27 protein-coding genes are annotated in these 23,667 nt (G+C 70.0%); 13 read left to right on the forward strand and 14 right to left on the reverse strand.

Annotated elements, in window-relative coordinates; translation table 11 throughout:
* Positions 1–7: 7 nt before the first annotated feature.
* The 11 genes from RGD00_RS09340 to RGD00_RS09390 are packed head-to-tail and all read left to right on the forward strand — an operon-like array spanning position 8 to position 8,260.
* Positions 8–604, forward strand: a complete 597-nt coding sequence (locus RGD00_RS09340) for a thiamine phosphate synthase (RefSeq protein ID WP_310457053.1) — start codon at positions 8–10, stop codon at positions 602–604.
* The gene (locus RGD00_RS09345) at positions 601–1,584 is read left to right on the forward strand and encodes a HesA/MoeB/ThiF family protein (RefSeq protein ID WP_310457054.1); all 984 of its coding nucleotides are present in this window, start codon (positions 601–603) and stop codon (positions 1,582–1,584) included. The genes RGD00_RS09340 and RGD00_RS09345 overlap by 4 nt, the downstream gene beginning before the upstream one ends.
* On the forward strand, positions 1,581–2,513 hold the full coding sequence (locus tag RGD00_RS09350; RefSeq protein WP_310457055.1) for an ABC transporter substrate-binding protein: 933 nt from the start codon (positions 1,581–1,583) through the stop codon (positions 2,511–2,513). Before RGD00_RS09345 ends, RGD00_RS09350 begins: the two co-directional genes overlap by 4 nt.
* Positions 2,513–3,184 carry a TenA family protein gene (locus tag RGD00_RS09355; RefSeq protein ID WP_310457056.1) on the forward strand — a complete coding sequence of 224 codons (672 nt, stop codon included), beginning with the start codon at positions 2,513–2,515 and terminating at the stop codon, positions 3,182–3,184. The genes RGD00_RS09350 and RGD00_RS09355 overlap by 1 nt, the downstream gene beginning before the upstream one ends.
* Complete coding sequence (locus RGD00_RS09360) at positions 3,184–3,915, forward strand: ABC transporter ATP-binding protein (RefSeq protein WP_425603399.1); 732 nt, start codon at positions 3,184–3,186, stop codon at positions 3,913–3,915. The genes RGD00_RS09355 and RGD00_RS09360 overlap by 1 nt, the downstream gene beginning before the upstream one ends.
* Complete coding sequence (locus tag RGD00_RS09365; protein WP_310457057.1) at positions 3,912–4,676, forward strand: ABC transporter permease; 765 nt, start codon at positions 3,912–3,914, stop codon at positions 4,674–4,676. Before RGD00_RS09360 ends, RGD00_RS09365 begins: the two co-directional genes overlap by 4 nt.
* A gap of 17 nt (positions 4,677–4,693) precedes the next feature.
* Positions 4,694–5,293: a TetR/AcrR family transcriptional regulator gene (locus tag RGD00_RS09370; RefSeq protein ID WP_310457058.1), complete on the forward strand. Its 600-nt coding sequence runs from the start codon at positions 4,694–4,696 to the stop codon at positions 5,291–5,293.
* Complete coding sequence (locus RGD00_RS09375; protein ID WP_310457059.1) at positions 5,290–6,030, forward strand: enoyl-CoA hydratase/isomerase family protein; 741 nt, start codon at positions 5,290–5,292, stop codon at positions 6,028–6,030. The genes RGD00_RS09370 and RGD00_RS09375 overlap by 4 nt, the downstream gene beginning before the upstream one ends.
* 24 nt (positions 6,031–6,054) lie before the next feature.
* Positions 6,055–7,548: a class I adenylate-forming enzyme family protein gene (locus tag RGD00_RS09380; RefSeq protein ID WP_310457060.1), complete on the forward strand. Its 1,494-nt coding sequence runs from the start codon at positions 6,055–6,057 to the stop codon at positions 7,546–7,548.
* Positions 7,548–7,898 carry a MaoC/PaaZ C-terminal domain-containing protein gene (locus RGD00_RS09385; protein ID WP_310457061.1) on the forward strand — a complete coding sequence of 117 codons (351 nt, stop codon included), beginning with the start codon at positions 7,548–7,550 and terminating at the stop codon, positions 7,896–7,898. The genes RGD00_RS09380 and RGD00_RS09385 overlap by 1 nt, the downstream gene beginning before the upstream one ends.
* Positions 7,898–8,260 (forward strand): hotdog family protein, encoded by a 363-nt coding sequence (locus tag RGD00_RS09390; RefSeq protein ID WP_310457062.1) that lies wholly within the window; start codon positions 7,898–7,900, stop codon positions 8,258–8,260. The genes RGD00_RS09385 and RGD00_RS09390 overlap by 1 nt, the downstream gene beginning before the upstream one ends.
* A gap of 109 nt (positions 8,261–8,369) precedes the next feature.
* Here the strand turns inward: RGD00_RS09390 and RGD00_RS09395 are convergent, their stop codons facing one another.
* The 6 genes from RGD00_RS09395 to RGD00_RS09420 all read right to left on the reverse strand — a co-directional run bounded on the left by RGD00_RS09395 (position 8,370) and on the right by RGD00_RS09420 (position 13,961).
* Positions 8,370–9,128 (reverse strand): alpha/beta fold hydrolase, encoded by a 759-nt coding sequence (locus RGD00_RS09395; protein WP_310457063.1) that lies wholly within the window; start codon positions 9,126–9,128, stop codon positions 8,370–8,372.
* Positions 9,125–10,177, reverse strand: a complete 1,053-nt coding sequence (locus tag RGD00_RS09400; RefSeq protein ID WP_310457064.1) for a branched-chain amino acid ABC transporter permease — start codon at positions 10,175–10,177, stop codon at positions 9,125–9,127. The genes RGD00_RS09395 and RGD00_RS09400 overlap by 4 nt, the downstream gene beginning before the upstream one ends.
* 10 nt (positions 10,178–10,187) lie before the next feature.
* Positions 10,188–11,225: a branched-chain amino acid ABC transporter permease gene (locus RGD00_RS09405; protein WP_310457065.1), complete on the reverse strand. Its 1,038-nt coding sequence runs from the start codon at positions 11,223–11,225 to the stop codon at positions 10,188–10,190.
* Between the two features lies 1 nt (position 11,226).
* Complete coding sequence (locus RGD00_RS09410; protein ID WP_310457066.1) at positions 11,227–11,949, reverse strand: ABC transporter ATP-binding protein; 723 nt, start codon at positions 11,947–11,949, stop codon at positions 11,227–11,229.
* The gene (locus RGD00_RS09415) at positions 11,942–12,706 is read right to left on the reverse strand and encodes an ABC transporter ATP-binding protein (protein ID WP_310457067.1); all 765 of its coding nucleotides are present in this window, start codon (positions 12,704–12,706) and stop codon (positions 11,942–11,944) included. The genes RGD00_RS09410 and RGD00_RS09415 overlap by 8 nt, the downstream gene beginning before the upstream one ends.
* A gap of 70 nt (positions 12,707–12,776) precedes the next feature.
* Positions 12,777–13,961, reverse strand: coding sequence for a substrate-binding domain-containing protein (locus tag RGD00_RS09420; protein ID WP_310457068.1), 1,185 nt, complete (start codon positions 13,959–13,961; stop codon positions 12,777–12,779).
* A 193-nt stretch (positions 13,962–14,154) separates the two neighbouring features.
* Here RGD00_RS09420 and trmB point away from each other — a divergent pair, with 193 nt between their 5' ends.
* Positions 14,155–14,850: a tRNA (guanine(46)-N(7))-methyltransferase TrmB gene (trmB, locus tag RGD00_RS09425; protein WP_310457069.1), complete on the forward strand. Its 696-nt coding sequence runs from the start codon at positions 14,155–14,157 to the stop codon at positions 14,848–14,850.
* A 151-nt stretch (positions 14,851–15,001) separates the two neighbouring features.
* Here trmB and RGD00_RS09430 read toward each other — a convergent pair whose 3' ends face one another.
* From RGD00_RS09430 to def (RGD00_RS09465), 8 genes are all read right to left on the reverse strand, one after another.
* Positions 15,002–16,390, reverse strand: a complete 1,389-nt coding sequence (locus tag RGD00_RS09430) for a glutamine synthetase family protein (protein ID WP_310457070.1) — start codon at positions 16,388–16,390, stop codon at positions 15,002–15,004.
* Positions 16,387–17,763 carry an aspartate aminotransferase family protein gene (locus RGD00_RS09435; RefSeq protein ID WP_310457071.1) on the reverse strand — a complete coding sequence of 459 codons (1,377 nt, stop codon included), beginning with the start codon at positions 17,761–17,763 and terminating at the stop codon, positions 16,387–16,389. The genes RGD00_RS09430 and RGD00_RS09435 overlap by 4 nt, the downstream gene beginning before the upstream one ends.
* Positions 17,764–17,790: 27 nt before the next feature.
* Positions 17,791–19,122: a 3-deoxy-D-manno-octulosonic acid transferase gene (locus RGD00_RS09440; protein ID WP_310457072.1), complete on the reverse strand. Its 1,332-nt coding sequence runs from the start codon at positions 19,120–19,122 to the stop codon at positions 17,791–17,793.
* A 3-nt stretch (positions 19,123–19,125) separates the two neighbouring features.
* Positions 19,126–19,365, reverse strand: coding sequence for a GlsB/YeaQ/YmgE family stress response membrane protein (locus RGD00_RS09445; RefSeq protein ID WP_310457073.1), 240 nt, complete (start codon positions 19,363–19,365; stop codon positions 19,126–19,128).
* 275 nt (positions 19,366–19,640) lie between these two features.
* Complete coding sequence (gene fmt, locus RGD00_RS09450) at positions 19,641–20,537, reverse strand: methionyl-tRNA formyltransferase (protein WP_310457074.1); 897 nt, start codon at positions 20,535–20,537, stop codon at positions 19,641–19,643.
* The gene (def, locus tag RGD00_RS09455; protein WP_310457075.1) at positions 20,537–21,034 is read right to left on the reverse strand and encodes a peptide deformylase; all 498 of its coding nucleotides are present in this window, start codon (positions 21,032–21,034) and stop codon (positions 20,537–20,539) included. The genes fmt and def (RGD00_RS09455) overlap by 1 nt, the downstream gene beginning before the upstream one ends.
* Positions 21,031–21,537 carry a peptide deformylase gene (gene def / locus RGD00_RS09460; protein WP_310457076.1) on the reverse strand — a complete coding sequence of 169 codons (507 nt, stop codon included), beginning with the start codon at positions 21,535–21,537 and terminating at the stop codon, positions 21,031–21,033. Before def (RGD00_RS09460) ends, def (RGD00_RS09455) begins: the two co-directional genes overlap by 4 nt.
* Before the next feature lie 263 nt (positions 21,538–21,800).
* Complete coding sequence (gene def, locus RGD00_RS09465) at positions 21,801–22,325, reverse strand: peptide deformylase (RefSeq protein ID WP_310457077.1); 525 nt, start codon at positions 22,323–22,325, stop codon at positions 21,801–21,803.
* Positions 22,326–22,456: 131 nt separating this feature from the next.
* On the opposite strand from def (RGD00_RS09465), the gene RGD00_RS09470 reads away from it, so the two are divergent.
* Positions 22,457–23,635, forward strand: coding sequence for a MalY/PatB family protein (locus tag RGD00_RS09470; protein ID WP_310457078.1), 1,179 nt, complete (start codon positions 22,457–22,459; stop codon positions 23,633–23,635).
* Positions 23,636–23,667 lie beyond the last annotated feature (32 nt).

Raw genomic sequence — 23,667 nt, forward strand, 5'->3', positions numbered from 1 at the left:
TGCTGGAATGAGCCTCGACCGTTTCTATCCCATCTTCGAGTCTGCCGACTGGCTGGCCCGCGCGCTGCCCCTTGGCGTGCGGCTGGTGCAGTTGCGCATCAAGGATGCCGCCCGCGATGCGCTGCGGGCAGAAATCGCCCGTTCCCGCGATCTCTGCCGTGCCGCCGGGGCGGTGCTGGTGGTCAACGACCATTGGCAAGAGGCGATGGACCTCGGCTGCGGCTGGATCCATCTGGGGCAGGAGGATCTGGATACCGCCGACCTGCCCGCGATCCGCCGCGCGGGGCTGCGGCTCGGCATCTCGACGCATGACGAGGGCGAGCTGGACCGCGCCTTGGCATTGGCCCCGGACTATATCGCCCTCGGCCCCGTCTGGCCGACGATCCTCAAGCAGATGAAATGGCACCGGCAAGGGGTGGGCCGGCTGCGGGACTGGAAGGCCCGTATCGGCGGCATTCCCCTTGTCGCCATCGGCGGTCTGACCCCCGCGCGGGCGGCAGAGGCTTTCGCCGCCGGGGCCGACATCGCCTCGGTCGTCACCGACATCACCCTGAACCCCGACCCCGAAGCCCGCATCCGCCAGTGGGTAGGGGCGACGCGATGACCCGCCATGCCCGCCAGATGGCCGTGCCCGGGATGGGCCCGGCGGCGCAGGCGCGGCTGGCGGCGGCGCGGGTGCTGGTGGTGGGCGCGGGGGGGCTTGCCGCGCCGGTGCTGCCTTATCTGGCGGGTGCCGGGGTGGGGGCGATCCGGTTGGTGGACCCGGACGGGATAGAGGTCGGCAACCTGCACCGCCAGACCCTGTTCCGCATGGCCGACATCGGCCGCCCCAAGGCGCTGGCCGCCGCCGACAGCCTGCGCGCCCTTGCCCCCGGCTGCGCGGTGGAACCCGTGGTGGGCATGCTCGACCCCCACAATGCCGCCGCATTGGCCGAGGGGGCGGATGTGGTGCTCGACTGCGCCGACAGTTTCGCGGTCAGCTATATCCTGTCGGACCTGTGCCTTGCGCGCGGGGTGCCGCTGATCCACGCCTCGGTCGTGGGGATGGAGGGATATGCGGGCGGCTTCTGCGGCGGTGCGCCCTCGCTGCGCGCGGTGTTTCCCGACCTGCCGCCCCGGATGGGCAGTTGCGCAGAGGATGGCGTTCTGGGCCCGGTGGTCGGCGTGATCGGCGCGCTTCAGGCGCAGATGGCGCTGGAGGTGCTGGCGGGGCTTGCGCCCTCGCCCCTCGGCCGCCTCGCCAGCTATGACGCGCGCGCGCACCGTTTCGGCGGTTTCGCCTTCGACGCCGCGCCGGAACCCCGCGCCGCGCATCGTTTCATCGCCCCCGCCGCGATCCGCCCCGGGGATTTCATCATCGACCTGCGGGCAGAGGATGAGGGCCCGCTGGCCCATCCCGCCGCCCTGCGCCTGCCCGCCGACGCCTTCGGCCCCGCCGGTCCCCGCCCCGTGCCGGGCCAGCGCGCGGTGCTGTGCTGCCGGTCCGGCCTGCGCGCCTGGACCGCCGCCGAACGCCTTGCCGCCGTCTGGGACGGCGAAATCACCCTCGTCGCGCTTGGCGACATGACCGGAGACACCGCATGAGATATGCCGCCTTTCTGGCCCTTCTGCTGGCCACCCCCGCCGCGGCGCAGGACCGCATGACCGTGATGCTGGACTGGTTCGTGAATCCCGACCACGGCCCCCTGATCATCGCGCAGGAAAAGGGCTATTTCGCCGCGCAGGGGCTGGAGGTGGACCTGATCGCCCCCGCCGACCCCGCCGACCCGCCCAAGATGGCCGCCGCTGGCCGGGCGGATCTGGCGATCTCCTATCAGCCGCAACTGCATCTTCAGGTAGCCGAGGGGCTGCCGCTGGCCCGTGTCGGCACGCTGGTGGCGACGCCGCTGAACTGCCTGCTGGTGCTGGCCGACGGGCCGGTGCAGGACCTGGCGGACCTCAGGGGCCGCAAGGTCGGCTTTTCCATCGCCGGGGTGGAAGAGGCGCTTTTGTCCGCCATGCTGCGTCCCGCCGGTCTGGGGTTCGACGATATCGAACGGGTGAACGTGAACTGGTCGCTGTCGCCTGCCCTGATGTCGGGGCAGGTGGATGCCGTCATCGGCGCCTTCCGCAATTTCGAACTGAACCAGATGGAGATCGAGGGGGTGAAGGGCCGGTGTTTCTACCCCGAGGAAGAGGGCGTGCCCGCCTATGACGAACTGATCTATGTCGCCAACCCCGCCTTGGCGGACCGCGACCGGATCGCCCGCTTCCTGGCCGCCACCGAACAGGCGGTGCAGTACATCATCAACCATCCCGTTGAAAGCTGGGAGGTTTTCGCCGCGACTTCTGCCGAACTGGATGACGACCTGAACGCCCGCGCCTGGGCCGATACCCTGCCCCGTTTTGCCCTGCGTCCCGCGGCGCTGGACCACGCGCGCTATGCGCGGTTCGAGGCGTTTCTGGCAGAGGCGGGCCTAATCCCGCAGGTGCGGCCGGTTTCCGAACTGGCATTCGATCCGGGGGCGCGATGATGGGCTACGGGCGGACCTTCGCCCTGTGGCGCGCCGCCGCCGGGCCTGCGTGGGATGCCTATACCCGGCATCCCTTCGTGCAGGGGCTGGCCGACGGCAGCCTGCCGCGCGCGGCGTTCCTGCATTATCTGGTGCAGGACTATCTGTTTCTTGTGCATTTCGCCCGGGCCTGGGCGCTGGCCGTCACCAAGGCCGACACCATAGGGGAAATGCGCATCTGCGCCGCCACTGTCCATGCCCTGATCGACGGCGAAATGCGCCTGCATATCCAGACCTGCGCCGAGGCCGGGCTGGACGAGGCCACGCTGTTCGCGGCGGAAGAGCGGGCGGAGAACCTCGCCTATACCCGCTATGTGCTGGATGCCGGGCATGCGGGGGATTTCCTCGACCTGCTGGCGGCGCTGGCGCCCTGTGTGCTGGGATACGGCGAAATCGGCGCGCGGCTGCTGCGCGAGGCGGGCGACACCCCCTATCGCGGCTGGATCGAGACCTATGGCGGGGCGGACTATCAACAGGTCTGCGCCCGGGTCGGTGCGCTGATCGACGGCGCCGCCGTCCGACGGCTTGGCCCCGACCCGGCCGCCACCCCCCGCTGGCCCGCGATCTGCCGCCGCTTCACCACCGCGACGCGGCTGGAATCCGGGTTCTGGGACATGGGCCTGCGCCCGTGATCCAGCCCGTGACCCCGCCGGGGCTGGTGTTCGACGGCCGGGTTCTGGGGCCTGCGGGGCCGATCCTCGGGCCGCTGCGGTTCGCCGCCGGGGCGGGGCGGTGGACCTGCCTTCTGGGTCCATCCGGCATCGGCAAGTCCACCCTGCTGCATTGTTTCGCGGGCACGGCGCAGGGCCTGCGGCTCGACGGTACGGCGGGCGCGGATGACGGTGGCCTGCTGGCGGGCCGCGTGGCGCTGATGGCGCAGGCGGATAGCCTGTTGCCCTGGTTGACGGCGGCGGAAAACGTCACCCTCGGCGCGCGGCTGCGGCGGCAGCGGCCGGACCCGGCCCGCGCCCGCGACCTGCTGGACTGGGTGGGGCTTGGCCCCCTCGCCGCGCGCAGGCCCGGCGCGCTGTCGGGCGGCCAGCGGCAGCGGGTGGCGCTGGCCCGCACGCTGTACGAGGACCGCCCGGTGATCCTGCTGGACGAACCCTTTTCGGCGCTGGACGTGGCGACGCGCACGCGGATGCAGGATCTGGCGGCGGCGCTGCTGGCCGGGCGCACCGTGCTGCACGTGACCCACGACCCGGCAGAGGCCGCGCGGTTGGGCGATGCGATCCATATGCTGACCCCGGGGGGCCTGCATCCGGTGCCGCCCCCCGCGGCCCCGGCCCCCCGCGCCCCCGACGCCGCCGGAACGCTGGCCGCCACCGGCCACCTGACCCGCCTGCTGCTGGAGGCGGTATGAGGATCGTCCTGCCCCTGCTGCCCCTGCTGGCGCTGGTGACGGTGTGGCAGGGCCTCGTCTGGGTGCTGGCGATGCCGCATTTCATCCTGCCCGGGCCGGGGCGGGTGCTGGCGGCGCTGTGGCAGTCGCGCGCGCTGATCGCGGAACATGCGCTGGTGACGCTGGCCGAGGTGCTGGCGGGCCTTGCCCTTGGCGCGATCCTCGGCGGGCTGTCGGCGGTGGGGCTGGTGCTGTCGCCCGCGGCGCGGCGGCTGGTGCAACCGATGCTGGTGATCAGCCAGGCGATCCCGGTGTTCGCGCTGGCCCCGGTGTTCACGCTGTGGTTCGGCTATGGCATGGCGTCCAAGGTGGCGATGGCGCTGCTGATCATCTATTTCCCCGTCACCTCGGCCTTTTTCGATGCGCTGATGGCGACGCCGCCCGGCTGGCTGGCGCAGGCGCGGGTGATGGGGGCGGATGCGCGGACGGCGCTGTGGCGCATCCGCATTCCCGCCGCGCTGCCGGGGTTTCTGTCGGGCCTGCGGATGGCCGCCGTTTACGCCCCCATCGGGGCGGTGATCGGGGAATGGGTGGGCGCCTCGCGGGGTTTGGGCTATCTGATGCTGCTGGCGAACGGGCGGGCGAAGATCGACCTGATGTTCGCCACCGTGCTGGTGGTGGCGGCGCTGGCGCTGTCGCTGCACCGGGGGGTGGATGTGCTGTCCGCGCGGCTGCTGGCGCGGCGGATGCAGGCATCAAAACGGTTGCCACATGAAACGTGAATCACTATTCAAGAGGCATGGCAACGAGAGCACCGAAAACCAAGCGCGGCACCGCGCGGCGTGAAACCCTCCTGCGGTCGGCCGAAAGGGTGATCGGGGAAAAGGGCTTCGCCGCCGCCTCCATCGCCGACATCACCCGCGACTGCGGCGCGGCCCTTGGCACATTCTATATCTACTTCACCTCGAAGGAAGACGTGTTCCGCGAGCTGGTGGGGATGATGGGCAGCCTGACCCGCCGGATGATGACAGAGGCCGTGCAGGACGCCCCCAACCGGCTGGAGGCCGAAAGGCTGGGCCTGCGCGCCTTCCTTGCCTTCGTGGCGGAACGCCCGTCGCTCTACCGGATCGTGGAGGAGGCGCGGTTCGTCGATCCCGATGCCTACCGCGCCTATTTCACCGGCTTTGCCAGCGCCTATGCCACGCATCTGGAAAAGGCCGTGGCCAAGGGCGACATCCGCCCCGGCGATGCCGAAGTGCGGGCCTGGGCGCTGATGGGCATGGCGAAAAGCCTGGGCGACCGGTTCGTGATGGCGGCGGAAAAGCCGGATCTGGACCGCGTGACGGACGAGGCTTTCGCCATGATCCGCGACGGGCTGGCCCCCGGGGGTGCGGCATGAGCGGCCCGCTGCGGCTGGACCACGGCGCGGTGATGCGCCTGACGCTGGCCGCGCCGCGGGCGAATGCGCTGGAACCGGGGCTGCTGGATGCGATCCGCCGGGCACTGGATACGGTAGAGGCCGCGGCGCCCGAGGCATTGCTGATCGCGGGCGGGCGGAATTTCTGTTCCGGCGGCGATGTGGCGCGGTTCCGCGATGCGGCGCGCGAAGGCCGGGCGGTGGACTATGCCCGGCAGGTGGTGCCGGTGTTGCAGGACATCGTGCTGCGCCTGCTGGCGCTGCCCTGCACCGTCGCGGTGGCGGCGCGGGGGGCGGTGACGGGCGGCGGGGCGGGGTTCTTGTTCGCCGCCGATCTGGCCGTAGTCGCGCCCGACTGCTTCGTCCAGCCCTATTACGCGGCGATGGGTTTCGCCCCCGATGGCGGCTGGACGGCGCTTTTGCCCGAACGGATCGGGGCGGGGGCGGCGCTGGCGTGGCTGGCGGCGGACCGGCGGGTGGATGCCGGAGGGCTTGTCGCGCGCGGGCTGGCGCAGGCGGTCGGCGACCGGCCAGAGGACCGCGCGGCGGATCTGCTGGCCGATACCGACCCCGCGACCCGCCGCCACCTGCGCGCGCTGGTCTGGGACGATGCCCGCCGCGCCGCCGCCGCGCGCCGTCTGGATGCGGAAACCGAGGCGTTCATGGACATGATCGCCCGGCCCGAAACCCTGCACAGGATGGAACATTTCCTGTCCTGACCCGCCATTCGCCTGGGAGGAGCGATGTTCGACCACGTACCCGACATGGCGGCCCGCCGCGCCGATCTGGGCCCCGACGCGCTGGCCTTGCGCGATCATGACAGCGGGCGCGACTGGACCTTCGCCGCCATCAACGCCGCCGCGAACGGCATGGCCGAAGGCTTGCGCGCGCAGGGGCTGGCCGAGGGCGACCGGATCGCCATCCTCTGCCAGAACCGGGTGGAGTTCTTCGTGGCGCTGTTCGCCTGCCAGAAGACGGGGATCATCCTCTGCCCGCTGAACTGGCGCCAGCCCGCGCCGGAACTGGTGGACGTGCTGGAACCCTTCGCGCCCCGGGCGCTGCTTTACGAGGATGCCTTTGCCGATACCGCCGCCACCGTCGCAGGTAGCCTGGCGCTGCCCGCATGGCGGCTGGAGGGAGAGGCTGCGGGCTGGATGGCCGCGGGCGGGCCCGGCAGCGCGGGGGCGATTCCGGCGGGGCGAGTGTGGTATCTCTTGTTCACATCCGGCACCACCGGGCGGCCCAAGGCGGTGATCCAGACCGCGCGGATGGCCTGGGCCAACGCGGTCAACATCGGGCAGGCGATCGGGCTGACGGGGGCGGACCGGTCGGTCAACTTCCTGCCGCTGTTCCATACCGCGGGGATCAACCTCTACACCCTGCCGGTGTTCCTGACCGGCGGCAGTTCCACCGTGCTGCGCAAGTTCGATGCGGGTGCGGCGCTGGATCTGATCCGGTCCGGCGCGGTGACGCAGTTCTTCGGCGTGCCCGCGATCTATCAGGCGCTCAGCCTGCTGGCCGAGGTGGATGGGGTCGACTGGTCGCGCCTGCGCTGCGGCTGCGGCGGCGCGCCCTTGCCGGAACCGCTGATCCGGTTCTTTGCCGCGCGGGGCTGCAAGGTACTGAACGGTTTCGGCATGACGGAAACCGGCCCCACGGTGTTCCTGATGGATGCGGCGCATGCGGAAACGAAAATCGGGTCGGTGGGCCGGCCGCAGGTGCTGACCGAATGCCGGCTGGACGGTGTGCCCGACGGCCAGCCCGGCACCGGCGAGGTGCTGTTCCGCGGCCCCAACATCACCCCGGGCTACTACGGCAACCCCGAGGCGACGGCGGCCGCCTTTGACCCCGATGGCTGGCTGCGGTCGGGCGATGTGGGGCGGCGGGATGCGGATGGCTTCGTCTGGGTCGTGGACCGGATCAAGGACATGTACATATCCGGCGGCGAGAACGTCTATCCGGCAGAGGTGGAACGGGTGCTGAACGAACACGCGGACGTGCTGGAGGCCGCGGTGGTCGGCGTGCCGGATGCGAAATGGGGCGAGGTCGGCGCGGCCTTCGTCATTCCCCGCCCCGGTGCGCGGGTGGATGCGGCGGCGTTGCGGGCGTGGTGCCGCGAACGGCTGGCCGCCTACAAGGTGCCGGCGACGGTGCGGGCGGTGGACGACCTGCCGCGCACCGCGGCGGGCAAGGTGCGCAAGCCCGACCTGCGGCTGTGGGCGCAAAGGGGGGAATGATGGAACTGACCGCGGAATGGATGCCGGTGCAGGCGGATTACGACCTGTTCGCCCGCGTATCCGGCGACGACAACCCGATCCATGTGGACCCGGATTTTTCCGCCCGCACCGCCTTTGGCCGCACGGTCAGCCATGGGATGCTGATCTATGCCAAGCTCTGGGGCATGATCCGCGCCGCCCGGCCGGGGGCGGTGCAGTTGCGGGCGTCGATGATGTTCCCCAACCCCGCCTATACCGGCGAGGCGGTGGTGCTGCGCGTGGCGGGCGACCTGCCGGGCGTGGTGACGCTGACCGCGACCCGCGCGGCGGACGGGGCGGAACTGTTTCTGGGCGAGGCGGAGGTGGCGTGATGCAGGTGGGCGATTTCGCGGAACTGCGCCGGACCTTCACGGCAGGGGACATGGCGGGCTTTGCCGCGCTGGCCGGGGTGGAGGCCGGCGACAGGGTGCCCGAGCCCCTGCTGGCCGCGCTGGTGTCCTATCTTCTGGGGGTGAAACTGCCGGGGCCGGGGACGAACTACCTCAAACAGGAACTCGCCTTCCCCGCCCCCGCGCCGCTGGACGCGCCCCTGACCGCGCGGGTCGAGGTCACGCGGCTGCGCGCGGACAAGCGCATCGCCGATCTGTGGGCGACCTGCCGGACCGCCGATGGCACGCTGGTGGCCGAGGGGCGCAGTCTGGTGAAATATGCCGACAGTGCGCATGGGCGTTGAGGGCGCGCCGGGGGCCAGCCCCCGGACCCCCGGAGTATTTGGGGCAAGATGAAGCCAGCCGCGGCTCTTGCGGGGCGGAGGCGTCGCTTTCACGAGGCGCGGGTGCCGGTCAGAGGGCGGCGGCGAAATCCCGGATCGCGGCGGCGAAGGTTTCCGGTTCTTCCAGATGGGGGGAATGGCCGGATGCCGCGAAGGCCAGCCGCCGGGCCTGCGGGGCGGTGGCGGCCAGCCATTCCGCGGCCGCGGCGGGGTAGACGCGGCTTTGCCCGCCATGCGCGACCAGATAGGGCAGGCGCAGGGCAGGGATCGCCGGGCGCAGGTCCATCGCCAGCATTTCATCCCAATAGGGGGCGATGCGGGCGGGGTCGTTGTCCAGCACCAGCGCGGCGGCGGCTTCGCGGCTCAGGTCCGCGCCGCCCTCGCGGCGGGCGAACATGGTGCGGGCGATCTTCTGCGCCGCCACGGGCCAGTCGCCGCGGATCTCTTCCACCGTCTGGCGCAGGCGGGCGGGGGTCTGGCCCAGAAGCCCGGCCTGCCAGTCCGGCCCGTTGACCAGCCGCGGCGCCATGTCGATGGTGATAAGCCCCGCCATCCGCCCCACACCGTGGCGCGCCGCATAGGTCCAGGCCACCGCCGCGCCCATCGACCAGCCCACGACCAGCGCGGGCGCGGGCAGCGCTGCCAGCACATCCGCCAGCACGCCCGCGCAGGTGCCGAGGCCCCCCGGCACCTCGCGCGCCGCGCCATGGCCCGGCAGGTCGGGCGCCACGCAGGCAAACCCGGGGCCGAGCCGCGCCGCCAGCGGCGCGAACACCGCCCCCCGCATGGTCCAGCCATGCAGCAGGACGACCGGGCGCGGGGGGCTCATCGCCCTTTCCTCAGCCGCCCGACGATGCCGGTGGGGAAGAAATAGACCGACAGGATGAACAGCACGCCGAGCCACAGCAGCCAGCGGTCGGCATCGAGGAGCCGCGACAGGAACGGGATCGCCTCGGTCGCCACGGCGGCCTTTTCCATCAGGACCTGAAGATAGGTCTGCGCCAGCACCAGAAGCGTCGCCCCGATCACCGCGCCCCAGATCGTGCCCATGCCGCCGATCACCACCATCAGCAGGATATCCAGCATCAGCCCGAAGCTGAGCGTGGTATCGGGCCCGACATAGCGCAGCCAGACCGCGAACAGGCTGCCCGCCAGCGCGGCCACCCCGGCCGACAGGCAGGTGGCGACGGTGCGGTACCAGACGACGCGAAAGCCGATCGCCTCTGCCCGGAAGTCGTTCTCGCGGATCGCCTGCAGCACCCGGCCGAAGGGGGAATTCACCACCCGCAGCAGGAACAGGAACAGCAGCAGGCAGCCGGTGAACACGACGTAATAGTTCACCACCTTGCCGGTGATCTGCACGCCCAGAAACTCGCCGCCGCGGAAGGCCGGGGTCAGTTCGCGCGGGATCTGGAAGGTGAACCCGTCCTCGCCCCCGGTCAGCCACGACAGCTGGCTGACCAGCACCGCGACGGCAGAGGCGACGGCGAGCGTGATCATCGCAAAGAAGATCGCCCGCACCCGCAGCGAAAAAAGCGCGATGACGAAGGCCAGCGCCGCGGCCAGCACCATGCCGCCGACCGTGCCCACCGCCAGCGCGCCCCATCCGCGCCCCATGTGCATCGAGGCCAGCCCGACGCCATAGGCCCCCATGGCGAAGAACATCGTATGGGCAAAGCTGACGATGCCGGTATAGCCCAGAAGCAGGTCGTAGCTGGCCGCCAGCACGATCATGATGGCGATCTTGGCCGTGGTTTCCAGCGCACGCACGCCGGGAAACAGGAAGGGCGCCAGCGCCAGCCCGAGAAAGATCGCCAGCAGCACCACCGCCAGCACCTTCGACCGGGGCCGGTCGCCCGAGATGAGGTTGATCAGCATCCCCGCCCCCCTATTTCGCCTTGACCACGGGCATCATGCCCTGCGGCCGCCACATCAGGATCACCGTCATCAGCCCGATGTTGGAAATCAGCGCGAGCTTGGGTTCCAGAAAGGCGATGTAGTTCTGCAAGAGCCCCACCAGCAGCGCGCCGATGAACGCCCCCTCGACCGAGCCGAGCCCGCCGATGATGACCACGATGAAGACGAGGATCATCATGCTTTCGCCCATGCCGGCGGTGATGACCTCCTGATACATCCCCCACATCACCCCGCCGAGGCCGGCCAGCGCGGACCCGGCGATGAACACGCCCACGAACACCAGCCGCAGACGATAGCCCAAGGCCTCGACCATCTCGCGGTTCTGGACGCCCGCGCGCACGATCAGCCCGATGCGCGTGCGCCGCAGCACCAGCCGCATGACGACGAACAGCACGATCCCGATGGCGACGGCCAGCAGCCGGTATTTTTCCAGCGCCGCGCCCCAGAAGGTGACGGCGCCCTTGAGCATCTGGGGCCGGGTGAAAAAGATCTCCTGCGGGCCCCAGAAGACGTGGATCAACTGTTCGATCACGATCAGCCCGCCGACGGTGACGAGGATCTGTTTCAGATGCGCGCCGTAGACGGGCTTGACGATCACCCGCTCGAACGCCCAACCGAGCGCGCCCGTCACCGCCATCGCCGCGATCACCGCCAGCAGCACCGCGCCGAGGTTCAGCGCCAGTGAGGGCGCGCCCGTCCAGTGGCCGAGCGCCAGCAGCACCGACACCCCCACGAAGGCGCCCACGGAAATGAACGCGCCATGGCCGAAGTTGATGACATCCATCAGCCCGAAGACCAGCGTCATGCCCGAGGCCATGATGAAGATCATCATCCCCATCGCCAGCCCCGATACCGTCAGCGTCAGCCAGCTTGACGGGTTGCCGATGGCGAGAAAGCCCAACACCACCAGCAGCGGGATCAGGATCAGCGGCATCGCCCGGCCGATGCGTTCGGGCAGCGGTACGCTGGCGAAGGTGGGTTTGTGTTCGGGGGCGGGGGCATGCGTCATGTCAATGCGCCTCCATGCTCAGGCCCATCAGGCGTTCCTGTAGCGTGGCATCGCCCGCCAGTTCCGCCATCGTGCCGGTCCAGACGATGCGGCCGTCATCCATCACCGCGGCATGATCGCCAAGCGCGCGCGCGACGGCAAAGTTCTGTTCGACCATCAGGATCGTCGCACCCTGCGCCTTCAACTCGCGCAGCGCGCCCGCCATGGTGGACACGATGGCGGGGGCAAGGCCCTTGGTGGGCTCGTCGATGAGGTAGAGCTTGCGGTCCTCTGCCATCGCGCGGGCGATGGACAGCATCTGTTTCTGCCCGCCCGACAGGTTGCCCGCCTCGGATTTCCAGAAGGTCTTGAGCGGCGGAAAGGCGGTGAAGATCCGGTCGCGGCGCGCGGGGTCCAAAGGCCCGGATGCGGCGGCCAGCACCATGTTTTCCTCGACCGTCAGGTCGGTGAAAACGCCCATGTCCTCGGGCACATAGCCGATACCGGCGCGGGCGCGGGCGGGAACCGGGGCGGCGGTGATGTCGTGGCCGTCGAAGGTGACGCGGCCCGCGCGCGCCTTCCACAGGCCCATGATCGTGCGCAGGGTGGTGGTCTTGCCCACGCCGTTGCGGCCCAGAAGCATTGTCACCCCGCCGCGCGGCACCATCAGGTCCACCCCGTGCAGGATATGGTACTGGGCGATGTCGGTATGCACGCCCGCAAGGGTCAGGATCGCGTCAGACAAGGCTCAGCCCCTTTCCCATATAGGCTTCCTGCACCACGTCGGAGGCCATCACGGCCCCCGGTTCGCCATCCGCCACCAGCGCGCCGTTGTGCAGCACGATGATCCGGTCGGCCAGGGTGCGGATCACGTCCATCTTGTGTTCGACCAGCAGGATGGTGCGGTCGGTTTCGGCCTTCAGTTCCGCGATCAGATCCAGCACCACGGGGGCCTCGTCCACGCTCATCCCCGCGGTGGGTTCGTCGAACATGTAGACCCGGGGGGCGAGCGCGATCAGCATCGCCACCTCCAGCTTGCGCTGGTTGCCGTGGCTGAGTTCGCTGACCCTGTGGTCGCGCAGCGCGTCGAGCCGCACCCGTTCCAGCACCGCCATCGCCTCTTGGGTCAGCGCGGTGCGGGCCGTGGCCATCGACAGGATCGACCCGCTGCCGGGCCGGTGCGCCTGAATGGCCAGCCGCACGTTTTCCAGCACCGTCAGCCCGGGGAAAAGGTTCGTCAGCTGGAACGCCCGCCCGATCCCCCTGCGGCAGCGGTCCGAGGCGGTAAGGCGCGTGATCTCTTCGCCCGACAGCCGCACCTTGCCGGATGTGACCGGGATCTGGCCCGAGATCAGGTTGAAATAGGTGGTCTTGCCGGCCCCGTTGGGCCCGACGATGGCGGTCAACTGGCCCGCATGAAAGGCGCAGGTCACGGCATCGACCGCCACATGGCCGCCGAAACGCACCGTCAGCGCCTCTGTCTCCAGAAGGCTCCGGGTCATGGTCTCTCCTGTCCGGGGGTGGGTGCGTGGCGGGGGCGGGCGCGCAAAGGGCGCCCGCCGCCCCGGTGTCTTACCGCTTGTTGCGGATCGGGATGTCCATGTCCTCGATGCCCAGTTCACGCACCAGCACCGGCACGCCGTAATCCTTGCCGTCCTGCACCTCGGTGCGGAAGTGGTACATGGATTGCAGCGCCTGATGGTCCTCGGCGCGGAAGATCATCTTGCCCTTGGGCGTCTCCCACTCCATCCCTTCCATGGCGGCGATCAGCGCCTCGGTATCCTCGACGCCGCCCGCCTTCTTGATCGCCTCGACGATGGCGATGCCGGCCGACATGCCGCCCGCGGTGAAGAAATCCGGCGGGCCGTTGTGGCGGGCGAAATGTTCCTTCACGAACCACTCGTTCACCGGGTTCTGCGGGATTTCGTAGTAATAGTAGGTCGCGCCTTCCAGCCCCGGCAGTTCCTTGTAGGCGGTCAGCGCGGCGATGATGTTGCCGCCCGTGGTGATCTGCACGCCGTGCCGGCCCGGGTCCATCGCGTTGATCTTGCCCATCGGGTTGCCGCCGCCGGCCCAGATGATGAACAGCTTCTTGTCGCCCTCGACCTTGCCCATGGCGTTGAAGATACGCTCGGCCGCGGCGGTGAAATCGGTGGTGTCGGTGGGCACGTATTCCTCGTGCACCATTTCGGCCCCGGTCGGCGCCAGCGCCTCGCGGAAGGCCGCCACGCCGTCGCGGCCGAAGGCATAGTCCTGCGCCAGCGTCGCGATCTTCACGTTCGCGCCGCCAAGCGCCACGGCGTTGGAAATCGCGTCCTGGCTGGAATTGCGCCCGGTGCGGAAGATGTAGCGGTTCCACGCCTCGCCGGTGATCGAATCGGCCACCGCCGGTTCCACGACGAAGATGCGTTCATATTCCTCTGCCACCGGCAGCATCGCCAGCGCCACGCCCGACCCCACGCCGCCCACGGCGATATGCGCGTTGTCGTCGCCGTAAGCCTCTGCCAGCATCGCGCGGCCCACCGCGGGGTCGAGCTGGGTGTCCTTCTCGATCACGACGATCTTTTCGCCGTTGATCTCCATCGTGCCGCCGGTGGCGTATTCCAGCCCCATCATCAGCCCGATATGCGACTGCTTGGCATAGGCTTCCAGCGCGCCGGTGATGTCGTAGACATGGGCGATGCGGATCTCGGCCCAGGCCGCCGATCCCGCCATCAGCGCGATCGCCGCCGCGCCGGCCGTAAGAAGTTTCTTCATGGGTTCCTCCTCCACTGACCGCGCGTGCCGGACCGGCCGCGGGAGTCCCTGAATATGAGACATGAACCACCCTTCATGTCAATCGCCCGTTGCAACGCGCCGCAACGTCATGCCGCGGGGGCGGGTGCTTGACCGCCCCCGCCCGGCCCGCTATCCCCCGCGGGTCCGCGCCCGAGGTTCCCCCGACATCGCCATGACCGATCCCGCCCTCCGCCCGCATCGCAACTTCTATGGCCGCACCCACGGCAAGACCCTGCGCCGCAGCCAGAAGACCTACCTTACAGAGGATCTGGAGGTCCTGCGCCTGCCCGGCGTCACCTTCGACGAAAACCCCGACCGCCACCCGCTGGACCTGGCCGCGCGGTTCGGCGGCCGGCTGGTCTGGCTGGAAATCGGTTTCGGCGGGGGCGAGCATCTGGTGCATATGGCGGGCCTGCACCCCGAGGTCGGCCTGATCGGCTGCGAGCCCTTCGTGAACGGCATCGCCATGGCGCTCGGCAAGCTGCGCGCGGCCGAGGGGGGGAATGTGGCGATCCATCCGGGCGACGTGCGCGACCTGTTCGACGTGCTGCCCGATGCCGCGCTGTCGAAGGTGTTCCTGAACTACCCCGACCCCTGGCCCAAGGCGCGCCACCACCGCCGCCGCTTCGTGACGCCGGAATACCTGCTGCCGCTGGCCCGCGCCTGCGCGCCCGGGGCGGAATTGCGCGTGGCGACCGACATCCCCGATTACGTCCGCCAGACGCTGGAAGAGGTGCCCCCCGCCGGGTTCGACCTGATCCGCCACAGTGGCGAGCCCTGGGCCGACTGGATCTCCACCCGCTATGAACAGAAGGCTTTGCGCGAGGGGCGGGTGCCGGATTACCTGACCTTCCGTCGCTGCGGCTGATCCGTCGCGCCGGGGGCCAGCCCCCGGACCCCCGGGATATTTAAGGACAGAAAGTGAAGAAAGGCGCAGCCGCTTGCCCGCGCCTTTCTTCACTTTCTGTCTGAAAATATCCCACGGGGGTGCGGGGGTGTGAAACCCCCGCCGCCGACCTCTACACCGTATGCAGGTAGAGGTCGTAGTCCACATCCGCGATGGTCCGCGCCACGCGGGCCTGTTCCGCCGCCTTGATCGCGGTGAAGGTGCGGTGCATGTCGGGGCCGAGCGCGTCTTTCAGGAAGGCCGACCCTTCGGCCGCGGCGATGGCCGACCGCCAGTCCACCGGGATCGGCGGCGCCTCGGGGGCGGCAACATAGCCGTTGCCGGTGGTTTCCGGCCCCGGGTCGAGCCGCTGCGTCAGCCCGTGGCGGATCCCGGCCAGCACGGTCGCCGCCACCAGATAGGGGTTCGCATCCACCCCCGCCGGGCGGTGTTCGATCCGCCGGGCGCGGATGTCGCCCGCCGGGATGCGCAGCGCGACAGAGCGGTTGTTGACGCCCCATGTCGGGCTGACGGGGGCATAGCTTTGCGCCGCGAACCGCCGCCAGCTGTTGGCATGCGGCGCGAAGACCAGCATGGATTCCCCCATCGTCGCGATCAGCCCGCCGAGCGCGTGGCGGATGGTGTCGTTCCACCGGCCTTCGATGGTTTCCACGAACAGGTTGCGCCCGGAAAGGTCGGGCAGCGAGACGTGGAAATGCATGCCGGACCCGGCGTATTGTTCCACCGGCTTGGCCATGAAACAGGCGGTCATGCCGTGCTGGCGCGCCTGCAGCCGCACGATCCGTTTCAGCCGCATCAGATCGTCCGCCGCCTGCATCACATCCTCGCGGTAATGCAGCGTCAGTTCGTACTGGCCGGGGGCGTATTCGGAAATCAGCGTTTCCGCCCTGATCCCGCAAGCCTCTGCCGCGCGGTAGATGTCGGAGAAAAGCGGCAGCATCCCGTGCAGGTGATCGACCGAATAGACCTCGGTTTTCGCCGAAGGGCGCCCGTCCAGCACCGCGCGGGCGGGTTGCACGCGGCCCTGCGCGTCGCGGTCGTTCGCCAGCAGGAAGAATTCCAGCTCGAACGCGCCTGCGGGGCGCATGCCTTCGGCCGCCATCGCCGCCACCTGCCGGGCCAGCGCGTGGCGGGGGTCCGAGGTCATCGGCGCGCCGTCGAGCGTGTACATGCACATGAACACCTCTGCCCGCGGCGGGGTGGTGCCGTGCAGGCGCTTCAGCGTGCCGGGGATCGGCCAGGCGCGCAGGTCGCCATCGCCCTGATCCCAGATCAGGCCGGTTTCGTGCACATCCTCGCCGCAGATGTCGAGGCCGAGGATGGAAATCGGCAGGTGCCGGCCCCCGGTGTAGAAGCCCATCAGTTCGTGCCGCCGGATGATCTTGCCGCGCCCGATACCGTTGGCGTCGTGCAGCACGATGTCGATCGCCTCGATATCGGGGTTGGCGGCGAGGAAATCCTCTGCCTCCTGGGGCAGCGAACCGGAGGGGCTGTGGGTCATGGCGCGAAAAGCTCTGCAAGGGATTCGTCGAAGGCTGCGATCAGGCGGTCGACCTGCCGCTTTTTCGTCGCCGGGCTGACGAGCATCATGTTGTGGAAGGGCGCGATCAGGCAGCCGCGGTTGAGCAGCATCAGATGCAGCGCGCGTTCCGCATCGGGGTGGTGGGCGGCGGCGGCCTCGGCCCCGTTGCGCAAGGGGCCGGGGGCGCAGACGAATTCCACCCGCGCGCCGACGCGCAGCACATGCCAGGGCGCGGCGTGGCGGGCGATGGCCTGCGCCAGACCCGCTTCCAGCCGCGCGGCGCGCTTTTCCATCCGGGCATAGGCGGCGGGGGTCATCACCTCGGACAGGGTGGCGGCAAGGCAGGCGAACTGCATCGGATTCGCGGACAGGGTGGTGCCCATGCCGGAATGGCCGGGGGGCCGCATGGCGTCACAGGCCGCGAACCGGTCCGCGACCGGCGGGGCCAGCCCCCAGACCGCCGCAGGCATGCCGCCCGCGATGCATTTGCCCACCACGAAAATGTCGGGGTCGAGCCCGTGGCGCCGCGTATATCCGCCGTAACCCGAGGAAATCGTGTGGGTTTCATCCACGATCAGCAGCGCGCCATAGCGGCGGGTCAGGGCGCGCAACCCTTCGTGAAAGCCGGGGCCGGGCAGGACCATGGCCGAATTTGTCATCACGGGTTCGGTCAGCACGGCGGCGATGTCACCGCCCGCCAGCGCGGTTTCCACCCCCGCCAGATCGTTGAACTGCACCGCCGTGGCCAGCGTCGACAGGTCCGTCACCTGCCCGACCAGCCCGGGGCGGTTCACCGTCTGCCCGGCGTTCAGCGTCACCATCGCGTCGTCCACCGTGCCGTGATAGCAGCCGTCGAACACCAGCACCTTCGCCCGCCCCGTCACCGCCCGCGCCACCCGCAGGGCAAAGCGGTTGGCATCCGTCGCGGTGGTCGCGATCTGCCACAGGTAGTCGCCAAAGACCCCGGTCAGCAGCCGCCCGGCCTCATATGCGGCCTCGGTGGGCAGCATGCAGGTCAGGCCCCGGCGGGCCTGCGCCCGGATCGCGCGCGCCACGGGTTTCGGTGAATGGCCGAACATCGACCCGGTGTCGCCCAGACAGAAATCGTCGATCCCGAAGCCGTCGATGTCGGTCAGATGCGCGCCCTCTGCCCGGTCCACCACCAGCGGAAAGGGCATCGGCCAGTCGCGCATCCAGTGCATCGGCACCCGGTTCAGGAATACCGTCCCGCCCCGTTCGGCCGCGGCGCGGGATTTCGGCCGCAGGGCCGCATAGCGGCGGCGTTCGCGCGCGGTGATGCCGGTCAGCCGGCGGCGGTCGATACCGGCGATGCGGGCGGGATCGGTGGTCATGGCAGGGCCCTTCGGGTTCGGGTCTGCTTAGGGCTTTTGATCATATTTGTCCACCGCCGCCCCTTCGGCCGGCCCGTCCAGCAGCGCCAGCACCGCGTCCAGCGCGATCTCCAGCGGCGCCTGCTGTTCGGCCATCACCCGGGCCGCACCGGGCAGATGGGGCGCCCGCGCCGCCGGATCCTGCAACGCCAGCACCGCGCGGGCCAGCGCGGGGGCATCTTCCGTCAGGATCGCCGCATCCGCCGCCGCCAATGCGGCATAGCTTTCGGAAAACATGTCGACCTCGGGCCCATGCAGGATCACGGAACCGAGCGCCGCCGCCTCGAACGGGTTCTTGCCCGACAGGGGCTCGCCCTCCACCCGCAGGGAATGGCCGACGAAGGACACCGGCGACAGGCGGTACCACAGGCCCATTTCGCCGATCGTGTCGGCGATATAGACCTGCGTGTCGGGGCCGATCACCTCGCCCCGGCTGCGGCGGGCGACATGGGCAAAGGCGGCGCGGGCCAGGGCCTCGGTCCCGTCGGCATCGCGGGCATGGCGCGGCGCGATGATCAGCAGCAGGCGGGGCGCGCGCAGGCTGGCCTGCCGGTGCGCCTCGATCACCTGCGGTTCCTCCCGCCGTTCGGTGGCGGCGGCGAACCACAGCGGCCGGTCGCCGATCGCCGCGGCAAGGGCGGCGCGTTCGGCGGGCGCATCGGGCAGGGGCGCGGCCGCGGCCTTGAGCACGCCCATCACCGCCACCCGGTCCGCCGGCGCGCCAAGCGCCACGAACCGGGGAACCGAGGCCGCGTCCTGCAACAGGATCCGCCGGAACCGCACCAGCAGCCAGCCATAGACCCGCGCCATGCGCATCCGCTGTTCGAACCGGCCTGCGGACAGGCGGGAATTGATCAGGATCGCGGGCACCCCCGCCCCCGTGGTTTCCAACATCCGCACCGGCCAGAGGTCGAATTCCGCGAACACCGCCGCCGCCGGTTTCCAGTGGCGCAGGAACCGCCGCATCGGCCCGGGCGCATCGACGGGGGCATATTGGTGGATCACCCGGGGCGGCAGGCCCACCCTGTCCCATGCCTCCACCGAGGTGCGGGTCGAGGTGGTCAGCAGCACCCATAGATCCGGCCGCGCCGCCACCAGCCGGTTCAGCAGCGCCAGCAGCGCCAGCGATTCGCCCACCGACAGCGCGTGGAACCAGATCACCGGACAGCCGGGCCGGGGCGCCATGCCGCGGCCGAACTTTTCCGCCATGCGGGCCGGATCCTCGCGCCCCCGCCGGGCACGGCGGTGCAGCGCCAGCCGCCACAGCGGTTCCGACACCCGCGCGAAGGCGAGATAGAGGGTCAGAAGCGGCGGCATCATGCGTCAGATACGGCCCACATAGGTGCGCCACAGCCAGATCAGCGCCATGGCCCCCAGCACCGCACCCACGAACCCGGCCATCCATCCGGTCATCGTCAGCAGCACCCGCAGCAGCAACCCGCCCAGCAATGCGCCGAATACGCCGATGGCGATGGTGGTCAGCATATCGGCCTGAACCTTCATCACCCGGGTGGCGATGAACCCGGCGGCGGCACCGACGATGATCAGCAAGACGATGGGCATCGGCAGACTCCTGCAACGGCGCGCAGACTATGGGGGGAAAACGCCCGGCTGTGAAGCGGCTTGACGGGGGAAGAGACGGGGGCGGATGCCCGCCCCCGATGGGGCCTCAGGCCGGATCCCGGAACCGCAACCCCTCCGCATGCGAACGCCCGAACAGATGATTCGATGACCACCTCTGCCCCGTATGTGCGATCCTTCCCCGGTCGGAGGGGGGAGGCGCGGGCCGAGCCTGCCGGAACGCTAGCGCAGCCAGGCCACCCAGGCAGGCGCGGGGGTCAGTCCAGCCGCGCGGGCAGGGTGAAGCCGCGCAGGAAATCTTCGGGCGGCATCGGCCGCTTGCCCTCGCGCTGCGCCAGCGTGATGTCCACCGCGCCGGTGCCGCAGGCGATGGTAAGGCCCCCCAACACCTGCCCCGGCGCACCCTGCCCGGGCACAAGGCGGGACCGCAGCAGTTTCACCCGTTCCCCCCCGATCCCGCACCATGCGCCGGGAAAGGGCGACAGGCCCCGGATCAGCCGGTCCACCTCTGCCGCCGGGCGGGTCCAGTCCACGCGCGCCTCGGCCTTGTCGATCTTGGCGGCATAGGTGACGCCTTCCTCGGGCTGCGGTTCCGCCGCCAGATCGGGCAGCCCTGCCAGCGCCCGCAGGATCAGCCGCGCGCCCATGGCGGACAGCCGGTCGTGCAGGTCGGCGGTGGTGTCCTCCGCCCCGATCGGGGTCGCCTCGCGCAGCAGGACGGGGCCGGTGTCCAGCCCCGCCTCCATCCGCATGATGCAGACGCCGGTTTCCGCATCCCCCGCCATGATCGCCCGATGGATCGGCGCGGCGCCCCGCCAGCGCGGCAAAAGCGATGCATGGATGTTCAGGCAGCCCATCCGCGGCGCATCCAGCACCGGCTGCGGCAGGATCAGCCCATAGGCCACCACCACCGCCGCATCCGCCCGCAGATCGGCGAATGCCGCCTGTTCCGCCGCATCGCGCAGACGCGCGGGATGGCGCACGGGCAGGCCGAGCACCTCTGCCCGCGCATGGACCGCCGAAGGGCGCGGCTGCTTGCCCCGGCCCGCGGGGCGGGGGGGCTGGGTATAGACCGCCACGACTTCATGCGCCGCCGCCACCGCATCCAGCGCGGGCACCGAAAACTCGGGCGTGCCCATGAAGATCACCCGCATCAGCGCCTCCGCAGCTTTTCGGCCCGCGCGATCAGCATCTTGCGCTTGAGCGGGCTGAGCCGGTCGAAATACATCCGCCCGTCCAGATGGTCGATCTGGTGTTGGACCGAGGTGGCCCAGAGATGCACGAAATCGCGCTCCTCCACCGCGCCCTTCTCGTTCAGGAACCGTACCGTCACCGCCCGGGGGCGCGAAATCACCGCCGATACCCCGGGCAGGTTGGGCGATGCCTCGTCATGGTCCCGCAACTGGCCCGAGGCATGCAGGATCACCGGGTTCGCCAGCCGGACCGCCTGCCCGCGCGCGTCGGAACAATCGACGACCGCCAGCCGCAGCATCACCCCCACCTGCGGCCCCGCCAGCCCCACGCCGGGCATGGCGTCCATGGTTTCCACCATGTCGTCCCAGATGGCGCGGATGTCATCGGTGATCGCCTCCACCGGCGCGGCGGGAGTGCGCAGGCGGCGGTCGGGCCAGGGCAGGAAGGGGCGGATCATCGGGCCTCCAATGCAGCCAGAACGGGCGCGGCGGCGGCGCGCGCCGCCCTGTCCATCAGGTCGATGCAGAGCCGGCCGTCAAGGTGATCGAGCTCATGCTGCGCGCAGGTGGCGGCGATGCCGGCCAGCCGCTCGCTGCGCCGGATGCCGTCGAGCCCGGTCCAGCACAGCGTCACCTCAGCCGGGCGCGTGACCGGCGCGGGGACGCCGGGGATGGACAGGCACCCCTCCTCGCAGGTCGCGGTGGCGTCCGAGGGGTCGAGGATTTCCGGGTCGATGCAGATGCGCGGCGCGGGCGGGCCCGTGCGCCAGTCCGGATCCATCACGAACAGCCGCAGCATGACCCCCACCTGCGGCGCGGCAAGGCCCCGGCCCGGGGCGGCATACATCGTCTCCAGCATATCCGCCGCCAGTTGCCGCACGGCGGCATCCACCGCCCCCACCGGCAGGCAGGGCCGGCGCAGGCGCGGGTCGGGATAGGTCAGGATCTGCAAAACCGCCATGCCCGCCGCTTACCATCCCCCGCCACAGCCGTCCACACGCCCCGGCGCCATGCCCGGCGGCGATGACAGCGCCGGGGGCCAGCCCCCGGACCCCCGGGATATTTATGGACAGAAAATGAGGAAGGCCGGGCATCCAAACCCGCTCCTGTTCATTTTCTGTCCCCAAATATCCCCGCCGGAGGCCCCCGCACCATCCACCCGCACTGCCGCTGGGCGGATACCGCCGCCGCCGGGACAGGCTGCGGGCCGGGCCGCGCCCCGGCTCAGGTCCCGCCCCGCGCGCGGTCGCGTTTGAGCTTTTCCATCCGCCGCGTGATCATCTGCCGCTTGATCGGCCCGAGGTAGTCGATGAAAAGCTTTCCATCCAGATGGTCGATCTCGTGCTGCACGCAGGTCGCCCAGAGGCCGGTGAACTCTTCCTCCTGCGCCGCACCGTCCAGCCCGGTCCAGCGCACGCGCACCATGGCGGGGCGCGTGACCTCGGCATATTGGTCGGGGATCGACAGGCAGCCTTCCTCGTAGACGTTCGTTTCCTCCGACCGCCAGGTGATCTCGGGGTTGATCAGCACCATCGGGCGCGGCGCGGCCTCGGGGTCCTTCACGCAGTCCATGACCAGAAGCCGCTTCATCACCCCCACCTGCGGCGCGGCGAGGCCGACGCCGGGGGCGTCGTACATGGTTTCCAGCATGTCCTCGGCCAGGCGGCCGATTTCCGCCCCGATGTCGGCAACGGGGGCGCAGAGCTTCTTGAGCCGGGGGTCGGGATGGATCAGGATCGGGCGCAGCATGGCCCCGATTTAGGCGAAGCCCCCGGGCCGCGCAATGCCGCCTTTGCGGTTGCGCGCGGTTGTTCCATGCGAACGGCATCTTGCGCCCCGGGGGCCGGGGAAACACCCCGGGCGCGACCAGAGGAGAAGGCATGAATTTCGACGAAATCATTGATCGCCGCGGGACGCATTGCCAGAAGTGGGACATGCTCGACCATTACTACCCCGCGACCGCGGGGCGGGGGCTGGCGATGTGGGTGGCCGACATGGATTTCCGCCCGCCCGCCCGCGTCCAGCAGGCGGTGGAGAAAATGGCCGGCCACGGCGTCTACGGCTATTTCGGCGACGACCGCGACTACAAGGCCGCGATCCGCTGGTGGATGGCGGCGCGCCACGGCTGGCAGGTCGAGGACGAGGCGATCTTCACCACCCACGGGCTGGTGAACGGCACCGGCATGTGCATCGACGCCTTCACCGCGCCGGGTGACGGGGTGGTGCTGATGACGCCGGTCTATCACGCCTTCGCTCGCGTCACCCGCGCCGCCGGGCGCGAGGTGATCGAATGCCCGCTGGCACTGCGCGATGGCCGGTATGAAATGGATTTCGACGCCTGGGACGGGCTGGTGGCGGCGCAAGGACGGGCGCGGATGCTGATCCTCTGTTCGCCCCACAACCCCGGCGGGCGGGTCTGGACGGCGGGCGAGTTGCGCGGCGTGGCCGATTTCTGCCGCCGCCACGGGCTGATCCTGGTGTCGGACGAGATCCACCACGATCTGGTCTATCCCGGCCAGCGCCATATCCCCATGCCGCTGGCCGCGCCCGACATGCTCGACCGGCTGGTGATGATGACGGCGACGACCAAGACCTTCAACATCGCCGGCGCCCATACCGGCAATGTCATCATCCCCGACCCCGGCCTGCGCGCGGCTTTCGCGGCGCGGATGATGGCGCTTGGCATTTCCGGCAATGCCTTCGGGCAGGTCATGGCCACCGCCGCCTATTCGCCCGAGGGCGCGGACTGGGTGGATGCGCTGATGGTCTATCTCGCCGGCAACCGCGACCTGTTCGACGAAGGGTTGCGCGCGATCCCGGGCCTTGCGCCGATGCGGCTGGAGGCGACCTACCTCGCCTGGGTGGATTTCGACGCCACCGGCATGGGCGCCGAGGAATTCACCGCCCGCGTGGAACGCGACGCCGCGATTGCCGCCAACCACGGCCCCACCTTCGGCAAGGGGGGCGAAAGCTTTCTGCGCTTCAACCTCGCCACCCCCCGCGCAAGGGTGGCCGAGGCGGTGGAGCGTCTGCAAAACGCCTTCGCCGACCTGCAATAACCGACACGGCGGGGCGGGATCCGCCCCGCCCT

This window comes from Ruixingdingia sedimenti (genome assembly GCF_031432425.1).
Classification (GTDB): Bacteria; Pseudomonadota; Alphaproteobacteria; order Rhodobacterales; family Rhodobacteraceae; genus Ruixingdingia; species Ruixingdingia sedimenti.